The organism is Shewanella yunxiaonensis (assembly GCF_018223345.1).
In the GTDB taxonomy this organism is placed as follows: Bacteria; Pseudomonadota; Gammaproteobacteria; order Enterobacterales; family Shewanellaceae; genus Shewanella; species Shewanella yunxiaonensis.
This window is the reverse complement of the sequence record NZ_CP073587.1, coordinates 1,749,483-1,774,179: the sequence shown is the minus strand read 5'-3', so window position 1 is coordinate 1,774,179 and position 24,697 is coordinate 1,749,483. Positions and strand designations below refer to the sequence as shown.

The window sequence follows — 24,697 nt, the reverse complement described above, 5'->3', positions numbered from 1 at the left end:
ACAAAAGTGCCGATTTCTTCATTTTTTATTGATTAGCGCGTACGTTGACGCCGTAACCATACCAAAGGCAATAACAATAACCAGCCCAAACCTGCCGCACCTTTTCTGCTATAAGCGGTACTGGACGAGTTTGTTGAGCTGTCAATAGCACAAGCAGTACCTGAGGATGTTGGCTTAAGCACTACCATACGCGGCAGATAACTGGTCACTGGCTGACCATTACCATCCAATGAGAAGGTAGGATTACCATTGTCATCTAGTACCAAATCACCGTTGCTATCAGTTTCATACACCGGCTTTCTGACAAAAGCGGTGGCGGCAATGACCCCCTCATCATTAATCTTGTTAGCCTCAACGATACGGATATCAGCATCATAGGTCAGTGTGTTTCCAGATGCATCAGTAACAGTAAATTGGTGTTTTGCCCAGTTGCCATCACTGTCTTGTTCATAACCTTTCGATTCACAAGTTAACAGGTTATTTAAATCATCGAATTCCTGGGTGTTGACATCATAGAGGAACGCGTCTTTAGGTCGAGGCAACTGTTTTTCTTCAGAAGTTTCAATATAACCCACTACCTGTCCAAGGTTATTGATATCTTTAGCCTTACTTGAAAGATCTGAAGTATAGGTATAGAAATCGTTTGGCGTTACTGGCTTGGTATCAGGAGTATTAGTGTCATAAACGAAGAATTTTGTCCGTTGGTAACCGTCTATATATTTGGTGTAGCTACCAACCACGATACCGGAATTATTGATATCGTATGCGACTGAACTTAATACGCTACTGGACTCCACTGGGATCCAGTTGTATTCGTATTCACCATCACTATTTTTAGTCCAATAAGCGGCATCGTAATATAGGTCATCAGTATTGCCATTACGATAGACATGGGAACGTCCAACAACTACCCCATTATCATTCAAACCGATCCCTTGCGCCAAAAAGGTATAAGTTTTAGTACCGGGATCCAACCCCAACGGTAACTCGGTGCGAGTAACACTGCCATCAGTGTTGTATTGCCATACCAATGCGCGAGTTTTATAGGTCAAATAGCCATCAAACTGATTACTCTGTATACAAATATCGACGGGTGATGAATCACTGTCATTACTGATACAACTAGAAACGATACTCGCGCCATAGGTACTTAAGTCAACGCTGCCATAACCTGCAATCAGGTTATTCTGGTTGATCGCAGAGGCAGATGACACACCACCTACATTAGCAGTTACATCGCTGGAATTGGTGTATTCAGTAAAGGGTGGCGGTAACTCCACTTCGGTTGCGTCTGCACTTGCCTTCACAAAACCGCGATTTTCATAGTTGCGATAATACCAATAATCGTAACTAGTGCTGCTACCGGCATAATCAATTTTTATTTCGGGAGCACTCATGGAACCAACACGTACACCAGCATCATTGATATCAAAGAAGTAGGAATCTACGCTGTTTGGGTTATCGGTTGTGACATCGGAAGGTGCGATACTTCCGTTAACACTTTCAAAAGTAGGCAGCCAAGGACTTGTAGCATCATTTTCTAAAGCATGAAAAGTGAAGCTGTTACCAATAATTTCGGTTAAAGTCGAATAAGTGATACTGGTATCGGCGTTAATTGCGTCCTGTACGTCTGTGATTGTAGTGGCGCCATCTGCATCGGTAGTCGTGAGGTTCGTACGGCCGCGAGACACACCGACAAGCTCATTACTAGCATTAACACTCTGGCCGTAACCATTCGCAGTATCAGTGAGGGTGCCTTTTAAATCTGCATCTTCAATGTTGACCACTTCATAAACTGACGCAGCCTGAGCAACTTGCAACACACTGACAACACTCAACGCAACCAACGACAGCGCACTATTCAACTTCATTCAATTTATTCCCGTTTTGTTATTGTGGCTTACTTCAGTGATTCAAGTTCTTCCCATCGACTGAAGCAAGCATCCAACTGCTGTTCTTTGTCAGCTAACAGCTGCAACTGATCGGCAACTACCGCCTGATCCTGAGCATAAAAATCCGGCAGGTTAATCTGCTCCTGTAATACAGCGATCTCCTGCTCCAATTGCTCCATCAACTCCGGTAACGCATCCAGCTCTCGCTGGAGTTTATAGGATAATTTTTTCCCAGTTTGCGGCTTTACCTCCACGGCTTTAGCCACCTGCGTGCTCTGTTGGACAGGCTTATCGGCAACAGGTTCCGTAGACTCCCGATAGAATCTCGCGCCTTGGGCAACTGCATCCTGATAACCGCCGACATACTCGCTCCATCGACCATTACCGGCATACCACCAGGAACTGGTTACCGTATTATCGATAAACGCTCTGTCATGGCTTACCAGCAGCAACGTACCTTGATATTCAGTGAGCAGAGACTCTAACAATTCAAGTGTCTCAATATCAAGATCATTTGTCGGTTCATCGAGGATTATCAAATTCGCGGGTTTCAACAATAGACGAGCTAACAGTAGGCGGTTTTTCTCACCACCGCTCAGCGCTTTGACTGGTGTTCTGGCTCGAGCAGGAGAGAATAAGAAATCCTGCAAATAGCTGAGAATATGTCGATCTTTGCCATTAATGGTGATGGTGCTTTTGCCATCACCCACATTATCTTCTACGGTCTTTTCTTCATCCAAGGCTTCTCGATACTGATCAAAATATGCAATATCAAGCTTTGTCCCAGTGCGAATGGAGCCGCTTTGAGGTTGCAGTTGACCAATCAACAATTTGATCAGTGTGGATTTGCCACAGCCATTAGGGCCAATCAATGCAATACGGTCTCCCCGGATCACACGAGTGCTGAAATCTCGCACTAAATCCTTGTCGGCCCACCGATAGTTTAATTCATTTACTTCAAACACCAGTTTGCCACTGCGCTCTGCATCACTGACATTCATCGTGGCGTTGCCCTGACGTTCAATGCGCGCAAGACGTTCCATCCGTAACGCTTTTAACGCACGAACACGCCCTTCATTGCGGGTACGGCGAGCCTTAACCCCCTGACGGATCCAGGTTTCTTCGTCAGCAAGTTTCTTATCAAACTGTGCGTTTTTTTCTTCTTCAACACGTAACCATTCCTGCTTACCGTCGAGGTACTGCTGGTAGTTACCTGGCCAAGAGGTCGCAACGCCACGATCCAAATCGACAATTCGGGTCGCTATACGTTGAATAAAACCACGGTCATGACTGATAAAAGCTATTGCACCTTTAAAGCTCAACAAAAATTGTTCAAGCCATTCAATGGTATCGATATCCAGATGGTTAGTGGGCTCATCAAGCAACAACAGATCTGGCTCATTTACCAACGCTCTGGCTAAGGCCACTTTTCGTTGCCAGCCACCGGACAATTCTGACAAAAGCGTCTTATCATCTAGGCCCAACAGTTTGCAGGTTTGCAGAATACGGCTGTCCAGCGTCCAACCATCATGAATATCTAGTTGTTCTTGCAGCCGAGCCATCCTAGCAAGCCCCTGCTCCTGCTCAGAACCGTTCATCGTGGCGATGGCTACCGACAATTCATGATACTGATCAAGAAGTTCACCTATCTCAGCCAAACCCGCAGCGATATATCGATAAACGGTCCCCGTTTCCGCTTTCGGTGGGTCTTGCTGCAAACGACTAACTTTTACATCTGTCGCGATATTAAATTCGCCATCATCCAGCAATACATCGCCGCTGATTATCTTCAGCAGACTGGATTTACCCGCACCATTACGGCCGACAATACATACCCGCTCGCCGGCTTCTATGGTGAAATCAGCATGTTCCAACAACGGAATATAACCATAGGCTAACGAGCCATTATTAATACGAACCAGACTCAAAACTTGCTCCTGTCTTAATGCTTAGCCTGTTTAGGCCAAGCAAAACCTACTGATACCGATTCATCCTGTTTCGTTAGCAGCCAGGTATTATGAATATGCGGATTACGACGGAAATCCTGTGGCAACATACGCTCATCCATATTCTCCACAGTCAATCCTGTCGCTTGCAGTGCTTCGAGATCCATTTTGAATTTACGTTTGTTGTTGGAAAATACTATTTCGCCACCGGGATTCAGCAACTTCGCCAAAGATAGCAACAGCTGCACATGATCCCGTTGCACATCGAATGAATCCTCCATCCGTTTGGAATTGGAGAAGGTAGGCGGATCGATAAAAATCAGGTCGAACTTCTGCCGACAATCGCGGATCCACTGCAGACAATCACCTTGCTCAAACCGATACTGACGCCCAGTCAGACTGTTAAGCATAAAGTTGTCTTTGGCCCAGTTCAGATAGGTATTCGACATATCAACGGTTGTGACTGACTTGGCACCGCCTAAACCTGCATGCACCGACGCGGTTCCGGTATAGGCAAACAAGTTCAACACATCGCGTCCTTGAGATTTGCTACCCACCAACTTACGAATGAGTCGATGGTCCAAAAACAGCCCCGTATCGAGATAATCTGTCAGATTTAATTTGAATCGGGCACCGTATTCATTGGCCACCAACTCCAATCTTTCACCGTCCAATTTCTGATACTGATTACTGCCCTTCTGGCGTTCGCGAGTTTTTAGAATAATGTTATCAGCGGGGATATTCGCGGCGCCCGGCAATGACAACAGAATGTCAGTCAGACGACGTTTACTTACCGCTTCCGGGATAGTGGCTGGCGCGGCATATTCCTGAATGACCAGATAGTCCTGATATTTATCAATGGCGACATTGTATTCTGGAATATCCGCGTCATAAACGCGGTAACAATCAATATTTTCTTTCTGGGCCCACTTATCCAACTGCTTCAGGTTTTTCTTGACCCGGTTGGCAAAAGAAGCCGCAATTTCGCTGAGCGCTTCGCCTGAGTGTTGCGCCATTACCGCAGCACGTTGTGGAGTTTTCACATGCAGCGTATACAAATGAAAGGCACACTCCAATGCACCGTTGTACATCTTCAGCTGTTTATCAGCTTTGAGCTTTAATGCTGATAATAGCTCGGCTTCACTGCATAACAGAGCCACTTGCCAGCCACCGAAATCCTTCTTCAGATGTTCGCCGAACTGAAAGTAAAGTTGCAGTAACGAGGTAACGTTACCCAATCGCTCACCATATGGTGGGTTGGACACTAATATTCCCGCCGTCGCCGGAGGCATAATGTCCAGCGCGTTGGCAACGTTAAATTGAATTAATTCGGCAACACCAGCATTCTCGGCATTGCGTTTCGCCAAAGCTACCATACGGGAATCAATGTCAGAACCAAAAAAGCGAGCTTCACAACGGCGAACACCAACAGTCGCTCTGGCCTTCGCTTCTTCCGATATCGATTGCCACAAGCCATGATCATGTTGTAACCAGGCTTCAAAGCCGAAACGTTGACGCAGCAAACCTGGCGCCATGTCTGCTGCCATCATGGCGGCTTCAATCAGGATGGTACCGCTACCACAGAACGGATCGACCACGGGGCTCTGTTTGTCCCACTGCGTGCGCAGCAACATATTTGCGGCAAGATTTTCCTTCAGGGGCGCTTCGCCAGTACCATGGCGATAACCACGTTGATGCAATGCTGGCCCGGAAACATTCAGCGCTATGGTGACCTGATTATTTCGATAATGCGCATCAATACGAATATCCGCTTGATTTCGCTCTACATCCGGCCGGTTTAAACCGGCATTGCGAAAACGGTCGACCACAGCATCTTTCACCTTTAAGGCACCGAACTGGGTATTATTAATAAACCCGCCCATGCCGTGAAAGTCGATGCTAAAGGTGCTGCGGTTACTGAAGTGTGCTGGCCAGTCAATAGCATAGGCAGCTGTATATAATTGTTCAGCCGATTCGCAACTGGCTTGATGTAACAGGATAAGTACCCGGCTCGCCAGACGGCTCCACAATACAATGCGGTACACTTGTTCAAGTGAGGCGGTAAAGTAGACTCCGGCCTGAGACTCTTTAACATCCGTCGCACCCAGCGCCAGCATCTCCTGAGCCAGGGTGTATTCAAACCCTTTAGGCACAGCGGCAAAACAATTCAACATGCAATCAACCAAGCAATTTCAACAAAACCGCTATTATACCCTGTCACCGGCATAAAAGATAAGTTGTTAGGGCAGATGAAAGTAGACGACATACTAAAAATGCCCAGACGTGCAAATAAACCACAATTGCACAAAAGGCGTACTTTAATCGTATTAAAATTATACGCTTGTGACTTTTTTCAAAAGCTCTCCTTGCAATGCGGATCGCAGACGGCTATAGTGCGCCCCACTTAGACAGTCGCGGGATGGAGCAGTCTGGTAGCTCGTCGGGCTCATAACCCGAAGGTCGTTGGTTCAAATCCAGCTCCCGCAACCAGTTTCTGTCTAGGTGTTATATCAAATCAGTCGCGGGATGGAGCAGTCTGGTAGCTCGTCGGGCTCATAACCCGAAGGTCGTTGGTTCAAATCCAGCTCCCGCAACCAATGATATGACATACCGATAATCCTCAGTCGCGGGATGGAGCAGTCTGGTAGCTCGTCGGGCTCATAACCCGAAGGTCGTTGGTTCAAATCCAGCTCCCGCAACCAATCTTTATTTTCTCACCATTGAAATCAATATCATTGTAAATCAACGAGATATTTTGATATTTACTCTGCGAATACTTCCCCCTGCAGAAACAACAATGGACGATACCGCAGACAATCAGATTCAGATTAGCCGTAACTATGCGGATGCCGACGTCATAGGCGCATAACAATGGTGAGTTTTAAAGCCCTCATGGCGCAGTACTTTCTTCGAGTTGTGAAAAACGATGAGGAGTGCAACGGAGTTCACTACAAATAGAACGGTAATTCATTTGTTGGAACAAGCTAAAGTTCCCTTTCTCTTTGAACCGAGGGCATTTCCAGAGGTCTCCAGAAAGCCTCAGCCACAGGTATGTCACGATAATAAGCCGACGTTCTAGGTAACATACTGAGATGAAACGTGCCAAGACCCTATTAGTAACTTCTTAAAAGAAAAGGCCACCCGATGGTGGCCTTTGTCTACCAGAGATTTAGCGCTATAACCGCCGCCGAATGGTTTTATTTGTTGGCAGCTTCTACACGGCTTTTCAATTTCTGTCCTGGGCGGAAAGTCACGACTCTACGAGCAGAAATTGGGATATCCTCACCGGTCTTAGGATTACGACCAGGTCTTTGGTTTTTATCCCGCAGATCAAAATTACCGAAACCAGACAATTTTACCTGTTCGCCATTTTCAAGCGCTAACCGGATCTCCTCGAAAAACGCTTCTACCATATCTTTGGCGACCCGTTTATTAATTCCGAGTGTTTCGAAAAGATGCTCTGCCATTTCGGCTTTGGTAAGTGCCATACTTTAATCCCTCAACGATGCGTTGAACTCGGACTTAAGGACTGAAACTACCGACTCAACAGTCGCTGCAATCTCTTTTTCCTCAAGGGTACGAGCGTTATCTTGTAACGTAAGTGCTATCGCCAGACTCTTCTTGCCAGGCTCAACACCCTTGCCTCGGTATACGTCAAACAAGTTTAAGCCAACCAACTGATTTCCGCCAACTTTTTTTATCGTTGACAGGATATTTTCAGCAATAACGGCTTCATCGACCACAACAGCGATATCTCGGCGGTTAGCCGGATACTTCGAAATGGCCTTTGCTTGCGGTACAGCGCCTTGTAATAAGGCATCTAACTGCAGTTCAAACACGATAGTTTTACCATTCAGACCGAACGGCTTTTCTAACGCAGGATGAACGGCACCGATGACCCCAACGACCTGATTATTCCTCAGGATTTCAGCACATTGTCCTGGATGCAGCGCAGAGTGCGAAGCACTTCTAAAGCTAAATTCAGCCTCTGATGCTGTCAAGCCAATAAGCGCTTCTAAATCACCTTTTAAGTCGAAAAAATCTACCGATTTTGATTCAATCGTCCAGTGTTCATCACTCTGCGGTCCGGCAATCACTGCGGCTAACACCGCTTGCTGCTGCACACCCATTTCCGCTGAATCATCAGGAATAAAGCGCAAACCAGTTTCAAATAACCTGACTCGGCCTTGTTGTCTGGCTTGGTTATAACCCACTGCTCCCAACAATCCAGTGAACAGTGAAAGCCGCATTGCTGACATTTCACTCGAGATCGGATTGGGTAATACCAATGCCTGTTGCTGAGGATGTACCAATTGCTGCAATTTAGGGTCAACAAAACTATAAGTAATAGCTTCTTGAAAACTTCTTGCCGTCAACAGATCTCGCACTTTTGCTAATTTGACATTGGCTTCACTGTGACGTGTCATGTTCAAACGTGCCAAAGGCGCTTCGTTAGGAATACTGTTGTAACCGTAAATTCGCGCAACTTCTTCGATAAGATCTTCTTCAATCGCCATATCAAACCGGTAAGTTGCCGTAGTGACTTGCCACCCGGATTCAATCGTTTTAACGACGAAGCCCAAACGCGCAAGAATTTCCGCCACATCGTTATCCGGCACATGATGCCCCAGCAACTTATCGAGCTTACTGCGACGCAATGTGATTTCTACCGGTTGAGGTAAATATTCCTCAGATTTCGCTTCAACAATGACGCCGGCTTCACCACCGCAAATATCTAGGATCAGACGCGTTGCGCGATCCATCACTTTGTGCTGTAACTGAGGATCGACACCACGTTCAAAACGGTGGCTGGCGTCGGTGTGCAAGCCGAGGTTACGAGCCTTACCCATGATTGCCAAAGGCGCAAAAAATGCGCATTCCAGCACGATATCCTGGGTTTCTGCGGAAACGCCTGAATGCTCACCGCCAAAAATCCCGGCGAGTGCAAGGGCCTTATTGTTATCGGCAATCACCAGTGTGTCAGCGGGCACAGTGATTTCACTACCATCAAGCAATGTCAGTTGTTCTTTACCATCACCCAAGCGAACAGTCAGATCGCCATCAATCTTTTCCAAATCAAACGCATGCATCGGCTGGCCATATTCCACCAGCACAAAATTGGTGATATCCACGATAGGATCGATGGAGCGAATACCACTACGACGCAACTTTTCCACCATCCATGCCGGAGTGGCAGCTTTGACATCAACATTTTTCACAACACGGCTGAGATAGCGAGGACAAGCGTCTTTGGCCAGCACCTTAACACTGACACTAGCATCAATCGTCGCCGCCGCTGATTGCCAACTTGGCTCGGTCACAGCCATACGATTGAGCACACCGACTTCGCGGGCAATACCGACCATGCCGAGACAGTCCGCACGGTTAGCCGTCAAATCCACATCAATGACCGCATCATCCAAGTCAAGATATTTGCGAACATCAACACCTAATGGCGCGTCTAGTGGTAACTCAATGATACCGTCACTTTCAATATCAATCGCCAACTCACTGTAAGAACACAGCATGCCGTTGGATGGCTGTCCGCGCAGTTTGGCTTTTTTAATTTTAAAGTCGCCTGGCAGCACTGCACCTACAGTGGCTACACACACTTTTAACCCTTGACGACAGTTTGGAGCACCACAAACGATATCCAGCAGCTCTTCGCCGCCAACGTTTATTTTTGTTACGCGCAGTTTGTCAGCATCTGGATGCTGAGCGCATTCAACGACTTCCCCCACGACTACGCCAGAAAAGCTGCCAGCGACTGCAACAACTTCATCAACTTCAAGCCCAGCCATAGTGATTTGCTGAGCTAACTGATCACGGCTAACCGCGGGATTAACCCACTCACGAAGCCAGGATTCACTGAATTTCATAATACTTGAACTCCGTTATTTAAATTGCTTGAGGAAACGTAGATCGTTTTCGAAGAAGGCACGTAAGTCGGTCACGCCATAACGCAGCATCGTCAAACGCTCAACGCCCATACCAAAAGCAAAACCAGAGTATTTTTCAGGATCAATACCTACACCGCGCAGCACATTAGGATGTACCATGCCGCATCCCAACACTTCCAACCAACCGTTCTTACCTTTAACGTCGACTTCTGCAGAAGGTTCAGTAAATGGGAAATAAGATGGACGGAAACGGATCTCCAGGTCTTCTTCAAAGAAGTTGCGCAGGAAATCGTGCAAAATACCTTTCAACTGAGTAAAGCTGACGTTCTCATCAACCATCAAGCCTTCAACCTGATGGAACATCGGGGTGTGAGTCATATCGTAGTCATTACGGTAGACACGTCCCGGAGAGATAATTCGCAATGGCGGTTTTTCTACTTCCATCGTGCGAATTTGCACCCCTGAAGTCTGCGTACGCAATACGATTTCAGGGTTGAAATAAAAGGTGTCATGGTCAGCACGGGCTGGATGATGTGCAGGAATATTCAACGCATCAAAGTTGTGATACCCATCTTCGATCTCTGGCCCTTGAACCACACTGAACCCCAATTCCCCAAAAAAGGCTTCAATACGTTCAATAGTGCGAGTCACAGGGTGCAATCCGCCATTGCCCAGTGTTCTTCCAGGCAAAGTCACATCGATTTTCTCAGCACTAAGTTTGGCTTCAAGCTCAGCGGCTTTGAGATTTTCGAGACGTTGAGACAGATATTGCTGCACCTGCTGTTTAGCGAGGTTCACTTGCTGCCCAAAAGCCGGTTTTTCTTCCGGACTTAAAGTAGCCATCAGTTTCATCATGTCGGTAATTTTGCCTTTTTTACCAAGGTAATCGACACGGATTTCATCGAGAATTTTCAGATCATCGGCCCCATCGATGGCGGCTAAGGCCTGTTGTACGATCTCTGTTAACTGCTGCATCTTCCCTTCCAGTGCATGGCGGCCTTTTAGGCTGCGTAAGGTATCTTCGTTTGTCACATAAAAAAGAGGCAAATTTTACTTTAATCACAGGAATTTGACCAGTGAGGATGCCATTTTAGCAAAGTAAAAAACGCCTGAAACAACTGCGGCCCAAAAAGTTTGATAAATTTTGTGCAATCACCGACATGTAGCAAAGCAACCGGCTGCAGTGTGGTATGCTGCAGTTCTCTCAAAGTGTATCTTTTAACGATGTCAGACAGTCATTCCATAAAGTTACGTGACTATCAACAAGGCGCTGTGGATGCGGCAATTAGTTACTTTCGCCATCAGCATGGCAGTGCTGTAATCGTATTGCCAACGGGAGCAGGTAAAAGCATTGTAATTGCTGAGCTTGCACGAATTGCCCGCGGGAAAGTGTTGATATTAACGCACGTCAAAGAACTGGTCGCACAAAATGCTGATAAAGCATCACTGCTAACAGACGATATTAGCGTTTATTCAGCCGGGTTAAATCAGAAACTCAGTAGCGGTAAAGTAGTAGTGGCGGGGATTCAGTCAGCAGCGCGCAATCCACAAGCATTCAGCCAAGCGTTCTCACTGGTTATCATTGATGAATGCCACCGAGTCAGCGACGACGATCAGAGTCAATACCATCAATTATTACAACAGTTGCGCCAGCATAATCCCAAACTGCATCTTCTGGGGCTCACCGCAACCCCCTATCGACTTGGCAGCGGCTGGATATACAAACGTCATTATCATGGTCGGGTAGGCAACCTTGATGCGGGCATTTTTGACGACTGCATTTTCGAATTACCGTTACGCCCGTTAATCAAACAGGGATATTTGACACCGCCAAGATTATTGGATGGGTTATCTGCACAGTATGATTTCAGTCAATTAAAGCCGGACAATCATGGCAATTATAATGCTGCCGAAGTCGACTCGTTACTCGATCATAGTGGTCGGGCAACCTCAGCCATTGTGACGCAGCTAATGCAGTTGGCGAAAAGTCGTCGCGGCGTAATTATATTTGCGGCGACAGTGCGCCATGCCCAGGAAATAATCGCGCTACTTCCGGAAACCGCCGCGCTAATTACGGCAGACACGCCGGGTGCCGAACGAGATACGCTCATCGGTAAGTTTAAACAGCAACAGCTGCAATTTTTAGTGAATGTATCGGTACTTACCACGGGATTTGACGCCCCTCACGTCGATCTGATTGCGATCATGAGGCCGACGGCATCTGTAGGACTTTTCCAGCAAATGGTCGGCCGGGGGCTGCGGCTATATGAAGGAAAGCAGGATTGCCTGATCATCGATTATGCGGCCAACGGTTTTGATCTCTATAGTCCGCAGATCAGTCAGCCGCGCCCAACAGCCGACACCGTGCCAGTACAAGTGGTGTGCCCTGAATGTGGTTTTGCCAATATTTTCTGGGGTAAGACCAGTAATCAAGGGGAAATCCTTGAGCATTTTGGCAGACGTTGTCAGGGACTTGTGGCTAGGGCTTCAAAATCACAACAATGTAGTTATCGTTTTAGGGCGCGTTTATGCCCTGATTGCGGGGCAGAAAATGATATCGCGGCAAGAGCCTGCGTTGAATGTCATTCACAGCTGGTTGACCCCGACAAGCGCCTCAAAGAAGTGTTAGAACAAAAACATCATCATCTGTTTCGTGTGCAGCAGATGCAACTCGTTGCAACCACCTCAGGGCTGACCGTTGAGTATATTGATCTTGATGGTAATCACTTTAATGAACATTTTCGCTTAACAACAGCGGCTCAACGCAAAGCGTTATGTGCAGTATTTCTATACCCGCACGATAAAACCCCAGGGCTCCCCCTGCCTTCTTTTCGCAACTCAGAAGAATTATTAGCGCACTCAACAAGATGGCGTTCCCCGGATCTTTTGTTATTAAAAAAGCAGGGGAAACACTGGGTGTTATTGGAAAAATATTTTGATTACCACGGGCGTTACCAGACTGAACAAACATATTGTTGACAGAAGTATGCGTAACACCACTTCTGCAACCCTAAACACTGTGTTATAACGGCAGCATTGTTAGTGAAGGGAGTTATTATGCACGTTGTTATTTTCGGTCGTCCCGGCTGTCCTTACTGTGTAAGAGCCAAACAGTTATCAGATCAGCTGACTCAAGCGCGTGACGATTTTAGCTACAAATATGTTGATATCTATGAAGAAGGTATTACCAAAGCGGATTTAGAAAAAACTGTCGGCAAGCCAGTAGAAACTGTACCGCAGATCTTCATTGATAAGGAACATATCGGCGGCTGTACCGACTTCGAAGCCTACGTTCGTGAGAATGCTTTGCTTTAAGCGAATTCCACATATTGGCTTCTAAAAGCACCTTCGGGTGCTTTTTTATTTTGCAAAAGAATCTTGATAGCGACTGAGTGCATTCAGACAGAAAATGGTGGGTCGTATAGGATTCGAACCTATGACCAATTGGTTAAAAGCCAACTGCTCTACCGACTGAGCTAACGACCCGCATAAGGAATGAAGGAGATTTGGTGGGCCGTATAGGGCTCGAACCTATGACCAATTGATTAAGAGTCAACTGCTCTACCAACTGAGCTAACGGCCCACACTTGTGGGATTTTGGTGGGTCGTATAGGATTCGAACCTATGACCAATTGGTTAAAAGCCAACTGCTCTACCGACTGAGCTAACGACCCAAAAATACGATACGCAATTAATATTTAGCTGGTGGGTCGTATAGGATTCGAACCTATGACCAATTGGTTAAAAGCCAACTGCTCTACCGACTGAGCTAACGACCCAACTTCGGAATATTAACTGTGTACCTGCTGATTTGATGGTGGGTCGTATAGGATTCGAACCTATGACCAATTGGTTAAAAGCCAACTGCTCTACCGACTGAGCTAACGACCCGCTACTGGATTTACAGCATGTATCAAATCAGTGGTGGGTCGTATAGGGCTCGAACCTATGACCAATTGATTAAGAGTCAACTGCTCTACCAACTGAGCTAACGACCCACTGCTTTGTTGTTGGTTAACTGAATGGTGGGTCGTATAGGATTTGAACCTATGACCAATTGGTTAAAAGCCAACTGCTCTACCGACTGAGCTAACGACCCTTTCAGTTAAAACACAGCGCAGTAAGCAAAAACTGCTGTCCCGCGCTGTGGGCGCCTATAATACCGCTTTCCGTTTCTCATGCAAGTCCAAATTCGGCTTTTTTTCCCGTTTGCCTGAAAAACAGTCTGGGTGAATGTTTTTTAGTTAAATCATGGTTTAATTGCCGCCAACTGCTGCTTTGCAATGCTTGCCGCAGCGCTGTTTGCATACTCTTTAACCACTTGTTGGTAACGGGATTTTGCAGTGGCTTTGTCATTGTTTTTTTCAGCAATCAGCCCCAGTTTGACTAGGCTGTCAGGCCGTTTATCAGACGCTTTGAAATTATTGACTACATTTTCAAAGGCCGTTTTGGCCTGCACATAATCTCCTTTATTATAAAGGAGTTGCCCAAGCCAGTAATTTGCATTGTCTGCAAAACCGGAATTAGGATACTGACTGATAAATTCCTTAAACGCCGGAATGGCGGCATCATACTGCCGCGCTTTTAACACCAGATCGACCGCACGTTGATAACTGTCGGTTTCCGATAAAGAGGAGCCGCTGCTCGCCGCTGCTGGTTGCGCTGGAACTGCATTAGCTACATTGCTCGTCTGCTGACTGCTAAGCTTGCTAATCTCATCATATAATTGCCGCTGACGTTGCAGCATTTGATTGATTTGATAGTTTTGCTGCTCTGTTGTTCCATGCAGATCTAACACTTCTTGCTGCAGTGCATCCAACCGTCGTTGCATATCAATCTCAGCTTCCTGCCTCGCTTTGATAATGCGCTCCAATCTTGCAATGCGGTCACTGTCACTGCCAGTAACACCGGTTCCCAAATCTTGTACCGGTGCAGGAGTTGCAGCCGTCGCGGCACAGAAGGGAAGCAACAGCGTTGCTGCTGCAATTAGCCTGATCTTCATTTACGCTTATCCTCAGTAAACCAATACTGCGCGACGATTCTTCGCTTCACCCTCTTCGGTGTGACTCATATCGGCAGGTTTTTCTTCACCATAGCTTACAATGCTCATCTGACTTGGCAATACGCCCAGACCTTGCAGATATTTGGCAACGGCTTTAGCTCGGCGCTCACCCAATGCGATATTGTATTCAGGCGTACCACGTTCGTCGGTGTGGCCTTCAATCAACACTTTTACGTTTGGATGACTCACTAGATAATCTGCATGAGCTTGCAGTATATCGGCAAAGTCTGCCCGGATTTCACTACGGTCAAAGTCAAAATAGATGATGCTATCTTTACGCAATTCTTCAAATTTCTGACGCTGTTGCTCTTCAGGGCTTAACATCTGAGAAGCGCCACCCATTTCCACGCCGCCATTAGCACCATATTGGCCACTACCTGAAGTAGTACCAGTACCGGCGGCTGTTTCGGAATCAGAAGTAGAGCTACAGGCGCCCAATGCCATTAGGGGCAGAGATATTGCCATAGCCTTAAGCAACTTTTGGAGTTCCATGATTAAATCCTTCTCTCATTCAATTATAAAAATGGGGACCAGGCTGGAGATTTAACTTCCCCCTGTCCCATCGGCAATCTAGCTTTAAATCGTCCGTCTACTGACACAGCCGCTAGCACCTGTTTATTGCCATAAGTTGTGCCATAAATCACCATAGTCCCGTTGGGAGCCACACTGGGTGATTCATCCAATCGGGTTGAGGTTAGGACCTGCATAAAACGGGTTTGTAGATCCATTCTGGCGATGTTGAACTTACCATTGGTACGATTGACAAAAATCAAACTGCGACCATCTGGCGTGACCTCGCCGCCTAAATTCCATTCACCATCAAATGTTAAACGAGTAATTTTTTTAGAAGCTAATTCAAACTGATATAGCTGTGGCCGCCCACCTCGTTCTGAGGTAAATACCAGCGATTTACCATCAGGAAACCATGATGGTTCGGTATCAATCGCGTAATGGTTTGTGATACGGGTTAACGCCCCAGTCGCGATATCGACAACGTAAATTTCTGGTTGTCCATCTTTTGATAGGGTGATCGCCAACTTACGTCCATCAGGTGAGAAACTCGGTGAACCGTTAATACCAGGGTAACTGGTGATCTTCTGACGAGTACGATTGTAGATATCCTGAATAAAGATCTCGGCTTTTTTGTTTTCAAAGCTGACATATGCCAATTTACGTCCATCAGGCGACCAAGCCGGTGACATCAACGGTTCTGGTGAACGCAGTAACATCTGCTCATTGTAACCGTCGTAATCAGCAATCATCAGTTGATAAGGATTTGGCTGGCTTCGGTCTATTACCACATAAGCAATACGTGTCAAAAACGCACCCCGAATACCGGTCAGTTTTTCATAGACGATATCGCTGATACGATGCCCATATTGGCGGAATTGTGCAGCACTAATCACCGTCTGGCGGCTATCTAACAGATACTCGCTTTTAGGCTGTGGCCCTTTGGCCTGCATTTGGGCTTTGACTAAATCCACCAGATCAAAGCTCACCAGATACTGATCCTGACCATAAGGCTTGATGGTTCCCATCAATACCGCTTCTGCCGAAACATTACGCCAGTCGTCAATATTAAAATCACCGATCTGCCCAATGCTTCGTTGTCCGAGCCCGGTTTCATCCAACGGCTTAAAGGTACCGCTTCGCGTTAGATCAGACTCAACTACGTCAGATATTGAACTCGGTGGGGGTGTAACGCCTTGCCATACAAATGGGACGACCGCAATCGGCCTGGCAGCATCCACCCCTTCAGTAATCACAATGTCCAATGCCGCTCTTGCCGGTAATGTCAGCAGCGCTATTACAACCATCAGACCTTGAGCAAAATATTTCATGGGACTCCTCTAATTGAATTCCGGTCTAACTTCCAGGTTAATATCTTTCAGCAACTGATAGACATCCGGTTCTTGCGAAACTGGCAACCGCCCCGCTTTATTAATTGCAGCCTTGGCTGCACGGCAAACCACTGGATCGCCACCGGTCGTCTGCACACTGGTCACAAAGCCATCAGACGCGAGCTTAATTTCGACGTGACAACTCTTGCCGCGCATTGCTTCATCAAGTACCAGATTGCGCTGAATAGTAGATGTAATCATGGCTTTATATTTACTTAACTCGCTTTGTAACTGCTTGTTACGCGCCGCAGAAACGGCAGATTGTTCGGCAGCCATAGCGTCAGCCAGTTCCTGTTCTTGACGCCGACGTTCTGCTTCGGCCTTTGCTTTACGATCCGCTTCTGCTTTAGCCTTTCTGGCAGCGTCTTCACGAGCCTTGCGGTCGGCTTCGGCCTTTTTCGCCGCGACTTCTTCCGCTTTACGTTTTTCTTCAGCGGCTTTGGCGGCTGCTTCTGCCTGCTGACGTTGTTGTTCCTTGAGCTTACGATCAGCTTCAGCCTGTTGAGCCCGCTTTTGCTCTTGTTGCGCTTTTAGCTGTGCCGCTTTTGCCATATCGGCAGCTTGTTTGGCTTCAATTTCTTGCTGTTTACGCTCTTCAGCCAATTTCTGAATACGCGCCTGCTCTTGCTCACGGGCTTGTTTAGCCAAATCTGCCTGGCGTTCGAGTTCAGCCTGTCGTTCGTGTTCTTTACGCACAGCCGCTGCTTTATCCGCCTTCAATTTCTGCACATAATCATCAACTTTTTGTTGATCGACCACTACCGCTTGTACCGGCGGGGCTTTGGACTCTGACATCATGGTATCTGTTGGCTTCTTGTTGAAGTCTACATTCAATGCCAGTGCAGCAATCACACCGATATGCAATACCGCAGAAATAATCAGCGGTAGTTTAAAATCAGCTTGCCCGGCCACTTACTTCTTCTCCTCGTCCGGTGAATCTGTCATCAGACCCACTGAAGGCACGCCAGCCTTCTGCAACGTGACCATTAGCTGGATAACCTTCTCATACGGAATGGCTCTATCACCTTTGACGACAACAGGTCGATCTGGTTCCAGCTGAATGATTGCCGCCACCCGAGTCGCAACATCATCCAAATCTAGCGGTTCGTTACTTGGCGCACCACCGACATCCAGAAAGTATTCACCCTCAGCATCAATCGAGGCGATCACCGGCGGTTTGCTATCGGCAGGCAATGGCTCTGAAGTCGCTTGGGGCAAGTCTACTTTTACACCCTGTGACACAATCGGCGCGGTCACCATGAAAATGATTAGCAACACCAACATCACGTCGATGTAGGGAACCACGTTGATTTCAGCTACCGGGCGCCGGCGTTTACGCTGATATCCCTGATTCATGCGGGGTCCTTCTCGGTATATGCCTGGCGATGGAGAATATTAGAAAATTCCTCCATAAAGTTGGCGTAATGAGATTCCAACTTTTCTACCTTGGTGGAAAAACGGTTATAGGCGATGACCGCGGGGATCGCGGCAAACAAGCCCATGGCAGTCGCAATCAAGGCTTCTGCAATCCCGGGGGCGACCATTGCTAACGTAGCGTTTTGAACGGCACCAAGTGCAATGAAGGCATTCATGATCCCCCAAACGGTGCCAAACAAGCCGATATAAGGGCTCGTAGAGCCAATGGTTGCCAGTAATGGCAGATGTGTTTCCAGCTCTTCCAGTTCTTTTGATAACGCAATCCGCATGGCGCGATAGCTGCCATCCATCACTGCTTCTGGCGCTCGGCTACTGATTTTGCTAAGACGTGCGTATTCTTTGAACCCTGACACAAACATGATTTCCAGCCCAGTATTGCTGTCTTGGCGGGCGGCCAAATCATGATATAAGCGGTTGAGATCTACACCTGACCAGAATTTTTCTTCAAATTGTTCGGCCCTATGCTTTGCATCACTCAACACTTTTCGACGCTGTATGATAACGGCCCAAGAAACGATTGATAGCGATAACAAGGTGAGCATGACCAGTTTGACTAACAAACTTGCCTGTAAAAACAACCCTATAAAAGAAATATCAGCGTTCACCTATTTTAAACTCCTGCAAAATCGGTTCGGGAATAGCTTGTGGTTTCATCTTGCTCAACGAAACTGAAGCTATTTTAATTGAAGCCTTGCAATAACAGATACCATTTTCATCAACAAGTTGCTGTTCAAACACCAGCGATGCCCGTTTCAACTCCGAGATCCAGCTCTCTACGCAAAGTTGTTGTTCAAAACGAGCAGCATGGCAGAAATCGAGTTCTGCTTTACGTACAACAAATGCTAAATCCTGCTTCAGCAACTCACTCTGACAAATTCCCATTGCCCGCAGCCATTCACTGCGTGCGCGCTCAAAAAATTTGAGGTAATTGGAGTGATAAACCACCCCACCAGCATCGGTGTCTTCGTAATAGACGGTAATAGGCCAGCGAAACATAGATCCTACTGATTTCCTGCCACAAATGCCCACTACTATACCGATCCGGCTCACGCTTGTGAATGGCCGGCAAAGCAAACGGCTTCGACATCTCAATTTAATTTTTGGTAACTTAACCGCAGCTTAATCAGTTGCTTTTGTTGCCCCAATTGACGCGGAAGAACTTGACAAACCGCTAAGAAAAAATCGCATCAGCTGCAACGATCCAGGCATAGTCCCCGGTTTCCGTAAGTCTTTATTACCAAAAAAGTAAACAGAGATCGGCAGATGACCGTAACGATAAAATGGCAAGGAGATTATGTTTTTTATTGGAGAGCAATTTAGATGATGCTTAGCCTAGCGCCGCTAATTCATTGAGCCATCGCTCACAGTTTATTGCTAAACATTAACATTTATGTAAATTAACTCCATTGAAATAGAAACCAACCCTAATTTTTATCCTGATATTGATTTTTAAATTGAATATATTTTCTGATGCCAAAAAAGTTACAAAATTGTAAATGATATCTTTCAAAGTTAATTGCCGCATATTTACAGGTTATATAACATCACTCTGCTAACTCGTGTCTTCCGATAATTTGTGGGCAAGGGAATTTCAGTGAAAATATATGCATCAGTTATGATTAAAACACCATTTTTATGGTTTCCATTATGATTTAGTGACAGGTATCACCTTCTGGTTATTAGTTTTTTTTATCTTAAACAGCAATTTTTCTCGCTTGCCGAAATTTCGACTTACCCCTAGAATAATTCACATGTTCTGGAAGCTTGTTTATTGAGTTACCGGACAAAAGGAGTTTTCAAACTGGTGTGTTTTCAGTGATATCAGTTTGGTTCTTATGCTTGACTTCCTTCCTTCAATTTGTTGATTGCAATACTGTATTTTTTTTGCCCATTCATTACGAATGGGCTTTTTATTTTTTATTGTCACTCCAAATAAAAAATCCGGCATTTAGCCAGATTTTTTATTCATATAAATTGACCATTATTCTTCTGGCTTAGTTATTCTGATAACTACCCGACGGTTACGTTCACGCTCACTATCTGAGGTATTCAATGCAACATGCCGTCGTTCACCATGCCCTTCAGCTTTAATTCGATTGGCCGCGATCCCCTCTGAGACAAACAGTTGCTTTACTGCATCCGCGCGTTTTTCAGAAACCTTCTGGTTGATGCTACGCCCACCAAAACTGTCTGTGTATCCATCTATCAACACCAGCTCGACCTCTTGGTCATATTTCAGATACTGTTGCACTCTGGCTAATTGGGCTTTTGAACTGCGGGTAAGCTCTGCGCCACCGGATTCATACGTCAATACAGTAAAGGCGATATCATCAAAACTGTAGGGCAACAAGTTAGCCAGACATTGTTTAAAGTCTGCATACTCTCCGCGAAAGTTCACCGATGACAAGCCGACAGCTACAGTACTGTCTTTATCGTTCCAGTCGGTGTAATAAAATGTTGGTTCCATACCTCGCTCAAGTTCATTGAGCATAGTCCATGCTGCTCTTTTGGGTACTTCACCATTAAAATACTTCTGATAATGCAAGTCAGTGATTGTACGAGACATTACCCCTGGTCGCCACATAGGCGCTTTACTCAATAAACGGGCATCGGTAACCGCGTCCGGCTTTTGCCACATATCCAAAGTAAATTGTAAATTCAGTTCTTTACCGGCTCGGCTACTAAATACTGCGCGGCCATAGGATGGAATGTCGTGCTCTAAAGTGCAGGCCACGGGCGAATTCTTTAGTAACTTCCACTGGGATTGATCCAATGACGCCACATAATGCCGCAATTCAGCAGAAGTCGTCAGCGGCAATATCGAAAGTGATGATAGCAAAAGCACTCTATACCACATGGAAAAAACTCGTCAGTTCTTTGGTCATACTGATGTTATCGGTGAAGAATCAGAAACCTTTAGGCGATAAATTCAGCAATCAGACATGACACGCCTGTCACGATTGCGCATAATACCCGCCTTGCATTTGTATAGAGATATATCATGAGTCACCCTACCTCGAGTAACCAGCTCAAATATCGATTTCGAGGGTATTATCCGGTTGTGGTAGACGTCGAAACGGCGGGATTTAATGCCGCAACTGATGCCCTACTGGAAATTGCAGCCACCTTATTAAAAATGGACGAAAATGGGCAGTTAGTCGTGGATAAAACTGTACATTTCCATATAGCGCCATTTGAGGGCGCAAATCTTGAGCCAGAAGCACTGGCGTTTAACGGTATCGACCCATACAACCCGCTCCGCGGCGCTGTCGATGAAGCAGAAGCTTTTAAAGAAATTTTCAAGGCAATCCGTAAAGGGTTGAAAGACACAGGTTGCCATCGCGCAATATTAGTCGGGCATAATGCAGCATTTGATCATGGCTTTGTCAGTAAAGCCATCGAACGCACCGGGATCAAACGTTCCCCCTTCCATCCGTTTGCAACATTCGATACTGCAACTCTTGCTGGATTGGCATTAGGCCATACGGTATTGGCTAAAGCATGTTCTCTTGCAGGAATAGCTTTTGACAATAAAGAAGCACATTCAGCATTGTATGATACTGAACGTACTGCTGAATTATTTTGTTATATCGTAAATCGCTGGAAAGCCCTTGGTGGCTGGCCGGTCGAAAATGATGAACAGAGTGACGAAGACGAACACGCGGCATAACATCAGTTCAATAAAGTGAAAACACCCGCAATTGCGGGTGTTTTATTTGGCTAATCAGTTTTGTTGCCAGAAACTATCGTCATTTTGTAATTGATACAAACTTTCAGCGCGGGAGATTAATAGTTGTGCAAATTTTTCCTGCGTCGCATCTACAGTAGAGCTCTGTAGCAGACCTTCAGCTTGCATCTGCCACCTGAATGAGAAATGCCGCATTGCTTCTCTGGCGTCCTTTGCCGCAGTAACTTCGATGAAGTCAGCCGGTAAATCGCCGCCTATCACCCAGTATGTTTTTTTACTGGGGATGCTTGATTCCAGTTTCCACAAGGCCACCAATGGCGCTAAATAGCGGCATTCTTCCGCAATCACTTTAGACGGGACAATACCTTTTTCCGCTAAAAAGCGATTAGCTTTCTGAAACTGCTCGCGGACCCACTGCGTGCGCATAGCTTCTTGGGCAGCAGCATCTGGTGTGGCGGATGGCTCAGTCATACTTCTTCCTTAACTTTTTCTGTTGCAGTTCAAAGAACGGATCATGCCATAAGGTGACAGTCCATTTTAAGTACCAACTTGGAAAGGTATATTTCCAGTCACTGATATAGTGTTCTGCTCGCCTACTTTGTTGGCTTAAGTAGTGGATGCTATCGTTCTGAATGCAATATCACAACAAAAGCCCTGCAACGATGGGGCATATATTCAAATATCACTTTGGAGAAGCACCTTGGCTGTATTTAATCATCCCGCTTATGACGGACATGAACAGGTGGTGTTCTGTCATGATGAAGCTAGTGGTCTAAAGGCCATTATCGCCGTACACAACACCCACCTTGGCGCAGCCTTCGGTGGCTGTCGTATGTGGAACTATCACTCTGATGACGAAGCCCTTACCGACGTATTAAGGCTTTCGAAAGGCATGACTTATAAAAATGCGCTCGCCGGATTAGCTATGGGGGGTGGCAAAGCCGTTATTATTGCGGATCCCAGTCGTACGGATAACCGAGAAGCGTTGTTTCGTGCGTTCGGAAAGTTTGTTAACAAGCTTGGCGGCAGTTACTACTCTGCAGAAGATGTGGGTACATCACCAGCCGATATTAAAATTGCCAGTGAAGAAACGCCTTATGTCGCTGGATTGGAGGGGAAAAGCGGAGACCCATCTCCCTTTACGGCATTAGGGACATTTCTTGGCATTAAAGCCGCGGTTAAGCATCAGTTCAAACGCGACAATGTTAAAGGGCTAAAGGTGGCGGTTCAAGGGATAGGTCATGTTGGATATCATCTGTGCCGACATCTTTATCAGGAAGGCGCAGAACTTATCATTACTGATATTCACCAACAAGCTTTGGAGAAAGTGGCTCAAGAGTTCAATGCTATCAGCGTTGTTCCGCAAGAAATCTATGATCAAGATGTGGATATTTATGCCCCCTGCGCCTTAGGTGCCACCATCAATGACGCTACGTTGCGATTACTGAAGGCCAAAATAGTCGCTGGATGTGCCAATAATCAGTTGGCAGAACCGCGGCACGGCGAGCAACTTAAGCAACAGGGCATTCTTTACGCTCCGGACTATGTGATCAATGCCGGCGGAATAATTAACGTTTCATTTGAAAGCAATTATGATGTTAAGCAGGCCACCGCTAAAGTCGAACAGATTTACGATACTTTATTGACTATTTTTCAAAAGGCGGACGAACAAAACCGCCCGACAGCTGAAATAGCGGATGAAATGGCGCGCAATATCATCAATCACGCTGCAGGTTAATGTCACTTTCTTAGATCCCGGCACACGTTCCACGCACGGTGCCGGATGCTGGTTTGACCAGAAAATTTTCCTATCCGTTCCAACCAGATAACACCATGCAATATAAAGTTCATTTGCTGTTAATGGCAAAGCTGTTTGTCGTCTGCTTCACTTAACACTATCGTCCCCCTGACGGAGCTATGAGGATGGTACGTTTCAGCTACGATGTGAACCAACATTTGGTCGAGCTACAAGCCAGCGACTGGACTGGATTGGAGCAGTTATGTGTAGATGGCCAGGTGGTATCACGAAAGTTCAGTTTTTCGCCCCAAAGCGAACACCGATTTCAACTCAGTAATGGTGAGTGTTGCCGTTGTCAGTTGATTTCTGATCCGACCTGCAATCAAACATTATGTCGTATCTATCGGCAAGAGCAGCTGATTGCCAGCCTTAAACACTCTGAAGCGAACAAGTATCTCTACGGTTATCAGTTGTTGTTACTAGCGGGACTATCTTGTTTGTTATTTGCTTATATCTAAGTGTCAACACAGCTCGGAACAGACCGGGATGATAAGTGTCATTCCCGGTGATTGATTTTGTTAAGCAATGCCATCAACATCGCTCTTTCCTGCTCGTCCAGCTTTTCCAAAAAACGCTCATTAACCCGCTCCGCTTCACGGATTAAATCCTGTTCCATCGCCTTAGCCTGATCGGTCAGATAGATCAGAAAGGTGCGACGGTTATCCTCCTCCTGATGACGAACAATCAAGCCAAGCCCCTGCAGTTGGTCAAGTAATCGTGTCATAGTGTAGTTTGCCACGTCGCATCGCCGTGACAACTCTGTCTGACTTATCCCTTCTTCCTGCCACAGCGCAAACAACACAGGCCAGAGCTTGATATCAATCTGATAATACTTCAGGCGGCTATCCAGTTCGTTCTGCAAGTCAAGGTTAAGGTGCGATACCAGATAGGCCAAACTTTCATTGCGGTTCAAACAACACCTCCTGTACTTCGGGGTCGGTACTTTATTAATACTACCATCCGCGACATATTTCACTAGGGGTACAGATTAATTCGATGTCATGAACAGCAAAGCACTTTGTTTTATATACAAAAGAAAAATTTTGATGATATTCCAATAAAAAACCGGACGG

At 46.2% G+C, this 24,697-nt stretch carries 21 protein-coding genes and 10 tRNA genes; 8 read left to right on the top strand and 23 right to left on the bottom strand.

Annotation, left to right across the window (positions count from 1 at the left end; genetic code table 11):
* Positions 1-32: 32 nt before the first annotated feature.
* From KDN34_RS08160 to rlmKL, 3 genes are read right to left on the bottom strand one after another with little or no spacing between them, the layout of a single operon-like run.
* A complete protein-coding gene (locus KDN34_RS08160) occupies positions 33-1,871 on the bottom strand; it encodes a DUF3466 family protein (protein WP_212596361.1) in 1,839 nt (612 codons plus the stop codon).
* 29 nt (positions 1,872-1,900) lie between these two features.
* Entirely contained in the window at positions 1,901-3,820 is a 1,920-nt protein-coding gene (locus KDN34_RS08155; protein ID WP_212596360.1) for an ABC transporter ATP-binding protein, read from the bottom strand.
* A 14-nt stretch (positions 3,821-3,834) separates the two neighbouring features.
* Positions 3,835-6,012, bottom strand: coding sequence for a bifunctional 23S rRNA (guanine(2069)-N(7))-methyltransferase RlmK/23S rRNA (guanine(2445)-N(2))-methyltransferase RlmL (gene rlmKL / locus KDN34_RS08150; protein WP_212596359.1), 2,178 nt, complete (start codon positions 6,010-6,012; stop codon positions 3,835-3,837).
* 239 nt (positions 6,013-6,251) lie between these two features.
* Here rlmKL and KDN34_RS08145 point away from each other — a divergent pair.
* The 3 genes from KDN34_RS08145 (at position 6,252) to KDN34_RS08135 (ending at position 6,540) form a co-directional block, all read left to right on the top strand.
* A tRNA-Met gene (locus tag KDN34_RS08145) sits at positions 6,252-6,328 on the top strand.
* A 30-nt stretch (positions 6,329-6,358) separates the two neighbouring features.
* Positions 6,359-6,435 (top strand) — tRNA-Met (locus KDN34_RS08140).
* Positions 6,436-6,463: 28 nt separating this feature from the next.
* Positions 6,464-6,540: transfer RNA gene (locus KDN34_RS08135), tRNA-Met, on the top strand.
* A 495-nt stretch (positions 6,541-7,035) separates the two neighbouring features.
* Here KDN34_RS08135 and ihfA read toward each other — a convergent pair.
* From ihfA to pheS, 3 genes are read right to left on the bottom strand one after another with little or no spacing between them, the layout of a single operon-like run.
* A complete protein-coding gene (ihfA, locus tag KDN34_RS08130) occupies positions 7,036-7,326 on the bottom strand; it encodes an integration host factor subunit alpha (protein ID WP_212596358.1) in 291 nt (96 codons plus the stop codon).
* A gap of 3 nt (positions 7,327-7,329) precedes the next feature.
* Positions 7,330-9,717, bottom strand: a complete 2,388-nt coding sequence (gene pheT, locus KDN34_RS08125; protein WP_212596357.1) for a phenylalanine--tRNA ligase subunit beta — start codon at positions 9,715-9,717, stop codon at positions 7,330-7,332.
* A gap of 15 nt (positions 9,718-9,732) precedes the next feature.
* Positions 9,733-10,713 carry a phenylalanine--tRNA ligase subunit alpha gene (gene pheS / locus KDN34_RS08120; RefSeq protein ID WP_212596356.1) on the bottom strand — a complete coding sequence of 327 codons (981 nt, stop codon included), beginning with the start codon at positions 10,711-10,713 and terminating at the stop codon, positions 9,733-9,735.
* A 249-nt stretch (positions 10,714-10,962) separates the two neighbouring features.
* Between pheS and KDN34_RS08115 the strand changes: the two genes are divergently transcribed.
* Positions 10,963-12,717 carry a DEAD/DEAH box helicase gene (locus tag KDN34_RS08115; protein ID WP_212596355.1) on the top strand — a complete coding sequence of 585 codons (1,755 nt, stop codon included), beginning with the start codon at positions 10,963-10,965 and terminating at the stop codon, positions 12,715-12,717.
* A gap of 78 nt (positions 12,718-12,795) precedes the next feature.
* Positions 12,796-13,053: a GrxA family glutaredoxin gene (locus KDN34_RS08110; RefSeq protein ID WP_212596354.1), complete on the top strand. Its 258-nt coding sequence runs from the start codon at positions 12,796-12,798 to the stop codon at positions 13,051-13,053.
* A gap of 95 nt (positions 13,054-13,148) precedes the next feature.
* Here KDN34_RS08110 and KDN34_RS08105 read toward each other — a convergent pair.
* From KDN34_RS08105 to KDN34_RS08035, 15 genes are all read right to left on the bottom strand, one after another.
* A tRNA-Lys gene (locus KDN34_RS08105) sits at positions 13,149-13,224 on the bottom strand.
* Between the two features lie 21 nt (positions 13,225-13,245).
* Positions 13,246-13,321 (bottom strand) — tRNA-Lys (locus KDN34_RS08100).
* A gap of 15 nt (positions 13,322-13,336) precedes the next feature.
* Positions 13,337-13,412 (bottom strand) — tRNA-Lys (locus KDN34_RS08095).
* Between the two features lie 29 nt (positions 13,413-13,441).
* A tRNA-Lys gene (locus KDN34_RS08090) sits at positions 13,442-13,517 on the bottom strand.
* A gap of 36 nt (positions 13,518-13,553) precedes the next feature.
* Positions 13,554-13,629: transfer RNA gene (locus KDN34_RS08085), tRNA-Lys, on the bottom strand.
* 31 nt (positions 13,630-13,660) lie between these two features.
* Positions 13,661-13,736: transfer RNA gene (locus tag KDN34_RS08080), tRNA-Lys, on the bottom strand.
* A gap of 25 nt (positions 13,737-13,761) precedes the next feature.
* A tRNA-Lys gene (locus KDN34_RS08075) sits at positions 13,762-13,837 on the bottom strand.
* A gap of 150 nt (positions 13,838-13,987) precedes the next feature.
* Positions 13,988-14,740 carry a tol-pal system protein YbgF gene (gene ybgF / locus KDN34_RS08070; RefSeq protein ID WP_212596353.1) on the bottom strand — a complete coding sequence of 251 codons (753 nt, stop codon included), beginning with the start codon at positions 14,738-14,740 and terminating at the stop codon, positions 13,988-13,990.
* A 12-nt stretch (positions 14,741-14,752) separates the two neighbouring features.
* On the bottom strand, positions 14,753-15,292 hold the full coding sequence (gene pal / locus KDN34_RS08065) for a peptidoglycan-associated lipoprotein Pal (RefSeq protein WP_212596352.1): 540 nt from the start codon (positions 15,290-15,292) through the stop codon (positions 14,753-14,755).
* A 23-nt stretch (positions 15,293-15,315) separates the two neighbouring features.
* Complete coding sequence (gene tolB / locus KDN34_RS08060; RefSeq protein ID WP_212596351.1) at positions 15,316-16,641, bottom strand: Tol-Pal system beta propeller repeat protein TolB; 1,326 nt, start codon at positions 16,639-16,641, stop codon at positions 15,316-15,318.
* Positions 16,642-16,650: 9 nt separating this feature from the next.
* Positions 16,651-17,613, bottom strand: coding sequence for a cell envelope integrity protein TolA (tolA, locus tag KDN34_RS08055; RefSeq protein WP_212596350.1), 963 nt, complete (start codon positions 17,611-17,613; stop codon positions 16,651-16,653).
* On the bottom strand, positions 17,614-18,057 hold the full coding sequence (gene tolR, locus KDN34_RS08050; RefSeq protein ID WP_189615354.1) for a protein TolR: 444 nt from the start codon (positions 18,055-18,057) through the stop codon (positions 17,614-17,616).
* Positions 18,054-18,743, bottom strand: a complete 690-nt coding sequence (gene tolQ, locus KDN34_RS08045) for a protein TolQ (protein WP_212596349.1) — start codon at positions 18,741-18,743, stop codon at positions 18,054-18,056. Before tolQ ends, tolR begins: the two co-directional genes overlap by 4 nt.
* On the bottom strand, positions 18,733-19,134 hold the full coding sequence (gene ybgC, locus KDN34_RS08040) for a tol-pal system-associated acyl-CoA thioesterase (RefSeq protein ID WP_212596348.1): 402 nt from the start codon (positions 19,132-19,134) through the stop codon (positions 18,733-18,735). The genes tolQ and ybgC overlap by 11 nt, the downstream gene beginning before the upstream one ends.
* A gap of 985 nt (positions 19,135-20,119) precedes the next feature.
* Positions 20,120-20,995 (bottom strand): flagellar protein MotY, encoded by an 876-nt coding sequence (locus KDN34_RS08035; RefSeq protein ID WP_212596347.1) that lies wholly within the window; start codon positions 20,993-20,995, stop codon positions 20,120-20,122.
* 144 nt (positions 20,996-21,139) lie between these two features.
* Here KDN34_RS08035 and rnt point away from each other — a divergent pair, with 144 nt between their 5' ends.
* Positions 21,140-21,808, top strand: coding sequence for a ribonuclease T (gene rnt, locus KDN34_RS08030; protein ID WP_212596346.1), 669 nt, complete (start codon positions 21,140-21,142; stop codon positions 21,806-21,808).
* 54 nt (positions 21,809-21,862) lie between these two features.
* Here rnt and KDN34_RS08025 read toward each other — a convergent pair whose 3' ends face one another.
* Positions 21,863-22,297, bottom strand: coding sequence for a DUF4826 family protein (locus KDN34_RS08025; RefSeq protein ID WP_212596345.1), 435 nt, complete (start codon positions 22,295-22,297; stop codon positions 21,863-21,865).
* 229 nt (positions 22,298-22,526) lie between these two features.
* On the opposite strand from KDN34_RS08025, the gene KDN34_RS08020 reads away from it, so the two are divergent.
* Both KDN34_RS08020 and KDN34_RS08015 read left to right on the top strand, forming a co-directional pair.
* Complete coding sequence (locus KDN34_RS08020; RefSeq protein ID WP_212596344.1) at positions 22,527-23,564, top strand: Glu/Leu/Phe/Val dehydrogenase dimerization domain-containing protein; 1,038 nt, start codon at positions 22,527-22,529, stop codon at positions 23,562-23,564.
* Between the two features lie 185 nt (positions 23,565-23,749).
* Complete coding sequence (locus KDN34_RS08015; protein WP_212596343.1) at positions 23,750-24,082, top strand: hypothetical protein; 333 nt, start codon at positions 23,750-23,752, stop codon at positions 24,080-24,082.
* A 38-nt stretch (positions 24,083-24,120) separates the two neighbouring features.
* Here KDN34_RS08015 and KDN34_RS08010 read toward each other — a convergent pair whose 3' ends face one another.
* Complete coding sequence (locus KDN34_RS08010; protein WP_212596342.1) at positions 24,121-24,537, bottom strand: MarR family winged helix-turn-helix transcriptional regulator; 417 nt, start codon at positions 24,535-24,537, stop codon at positions 24,121-24,123.
* Positions 24,538-24,697: the final 160 nt, after the last annotated feature.

Excerpts from the sequence above, each read along its gene's own strand:
- rnt (WP_212596346.1), top strand. The coding sequence starts at position 21,140 with ATGAGTCACCCTACCTCGAGTAACCAGCTCAAATATCGATTTCGAGGG.
- KDN34_RS08035 (WP_212596347.1), bottom strand. The coding sequence starts at position 20,995 with ATGTGGTATAGAGTGCTTTTGCTATCATCACTTTCGATATTGCCGCTG.
- tolR (WP_189615354.1), bottom strand. The coding sequence starts at position 18,057 with ATGAATCAGGGATATCAGCGTAAACGCCGGCGCCCGGTAGCTGAAATC.
- KDN34_RS08025 (WP_212596345.1), bottom strand. The coding sequence starts at position 22,297 with ATGACTGAGCCATCCGCCACACCAGATGCTGCTGCCCAAGAAGCTATG.
- pal (WP_212596352.1), bottom strand. The coding sequence starts at position 15,292 with ATGGAACTCCAAAAGTTGCTTAAGGCTATGGCAATATCTCTGCCCCTA.
- ybgC (WP_212596348.1), bottom strand. The coding sequence starts at position 19,134 with ATGTTTCGCTGGCCTATTACCGTCTATTACGAAGACACCGATGCTGGT.
- pheS (WP_212596356.1), bottom strand. The coding sequence starts at position 10,713 with ATGCAGCAGTTAACAGAGATCGTACAACAGGCCTTAGCCGCCATCGAT.
- KDN34_RS08115 (WP_212596355.1), top strand. The coding sequence starts at position 10,963 with ATGTCAGACAGTCATTCCATAAAGTTACGTGACTATCAACAAGGCGCT.
- KDN34_RS08015 (WP_212596343.1), top strand. The coding sequence starts at position 23,750 with ATGGTACGTTTCAGCTACGATGTGAACCAACATTTGGTCGAGCTACAA.
- KDN34_RS08110 (WP_212596354.1), top strand. The coding sequence starts at position 12,796 with ATGCACGTTGTTATTTTCGGTCGTCCCGGCTGTCCTTACTGTGTAAGA.
- rlmKL (WP_212596359.1), bottom strand. The coding sequence starts at position 6,012 with ATGTTGAATTGTTTTGCCGCTGTGCCTAAAGGGTTTGAATACACCCTG.
- KDN34_RS08160 (WP_212596361.1), bottom strand. The coding sequence starts at position 1,871 with ATGAAGTTGAATAGTGCGCTGTCGTTGGTTGCGTTGAGTGTTGTCAGT.
- pheT (WP_212596357.1), bottom strand. The coding sequence starts at position 9,717 with ATGAAATTCAGTGAATCCTGGCTTCGTGAGTGGGTTAATCCCGCGGTT.
- ihfA (WP_212596358.1), bottom strand. The coding sequence starts at position 7,326 with ATGGCACTTACCAAAGCCGAAATGGCAGAGCATCTTTTCGAAACACTC.
- ybgF (WP_212596353.1), bottom strand. The coding sequence starts at position 14,740 with ATGAAGATCAGGCTAATTGCAGCAGCAACGCTGTTGCTTCCCTTCTGT.
- tolB (WP_212596351.1), bottom strand. The coding sequence starts at position 16,641 with ATGAAATATTTTGCTCAAGGTCTGATGGTTGTAATAGCGCTGCTGACA.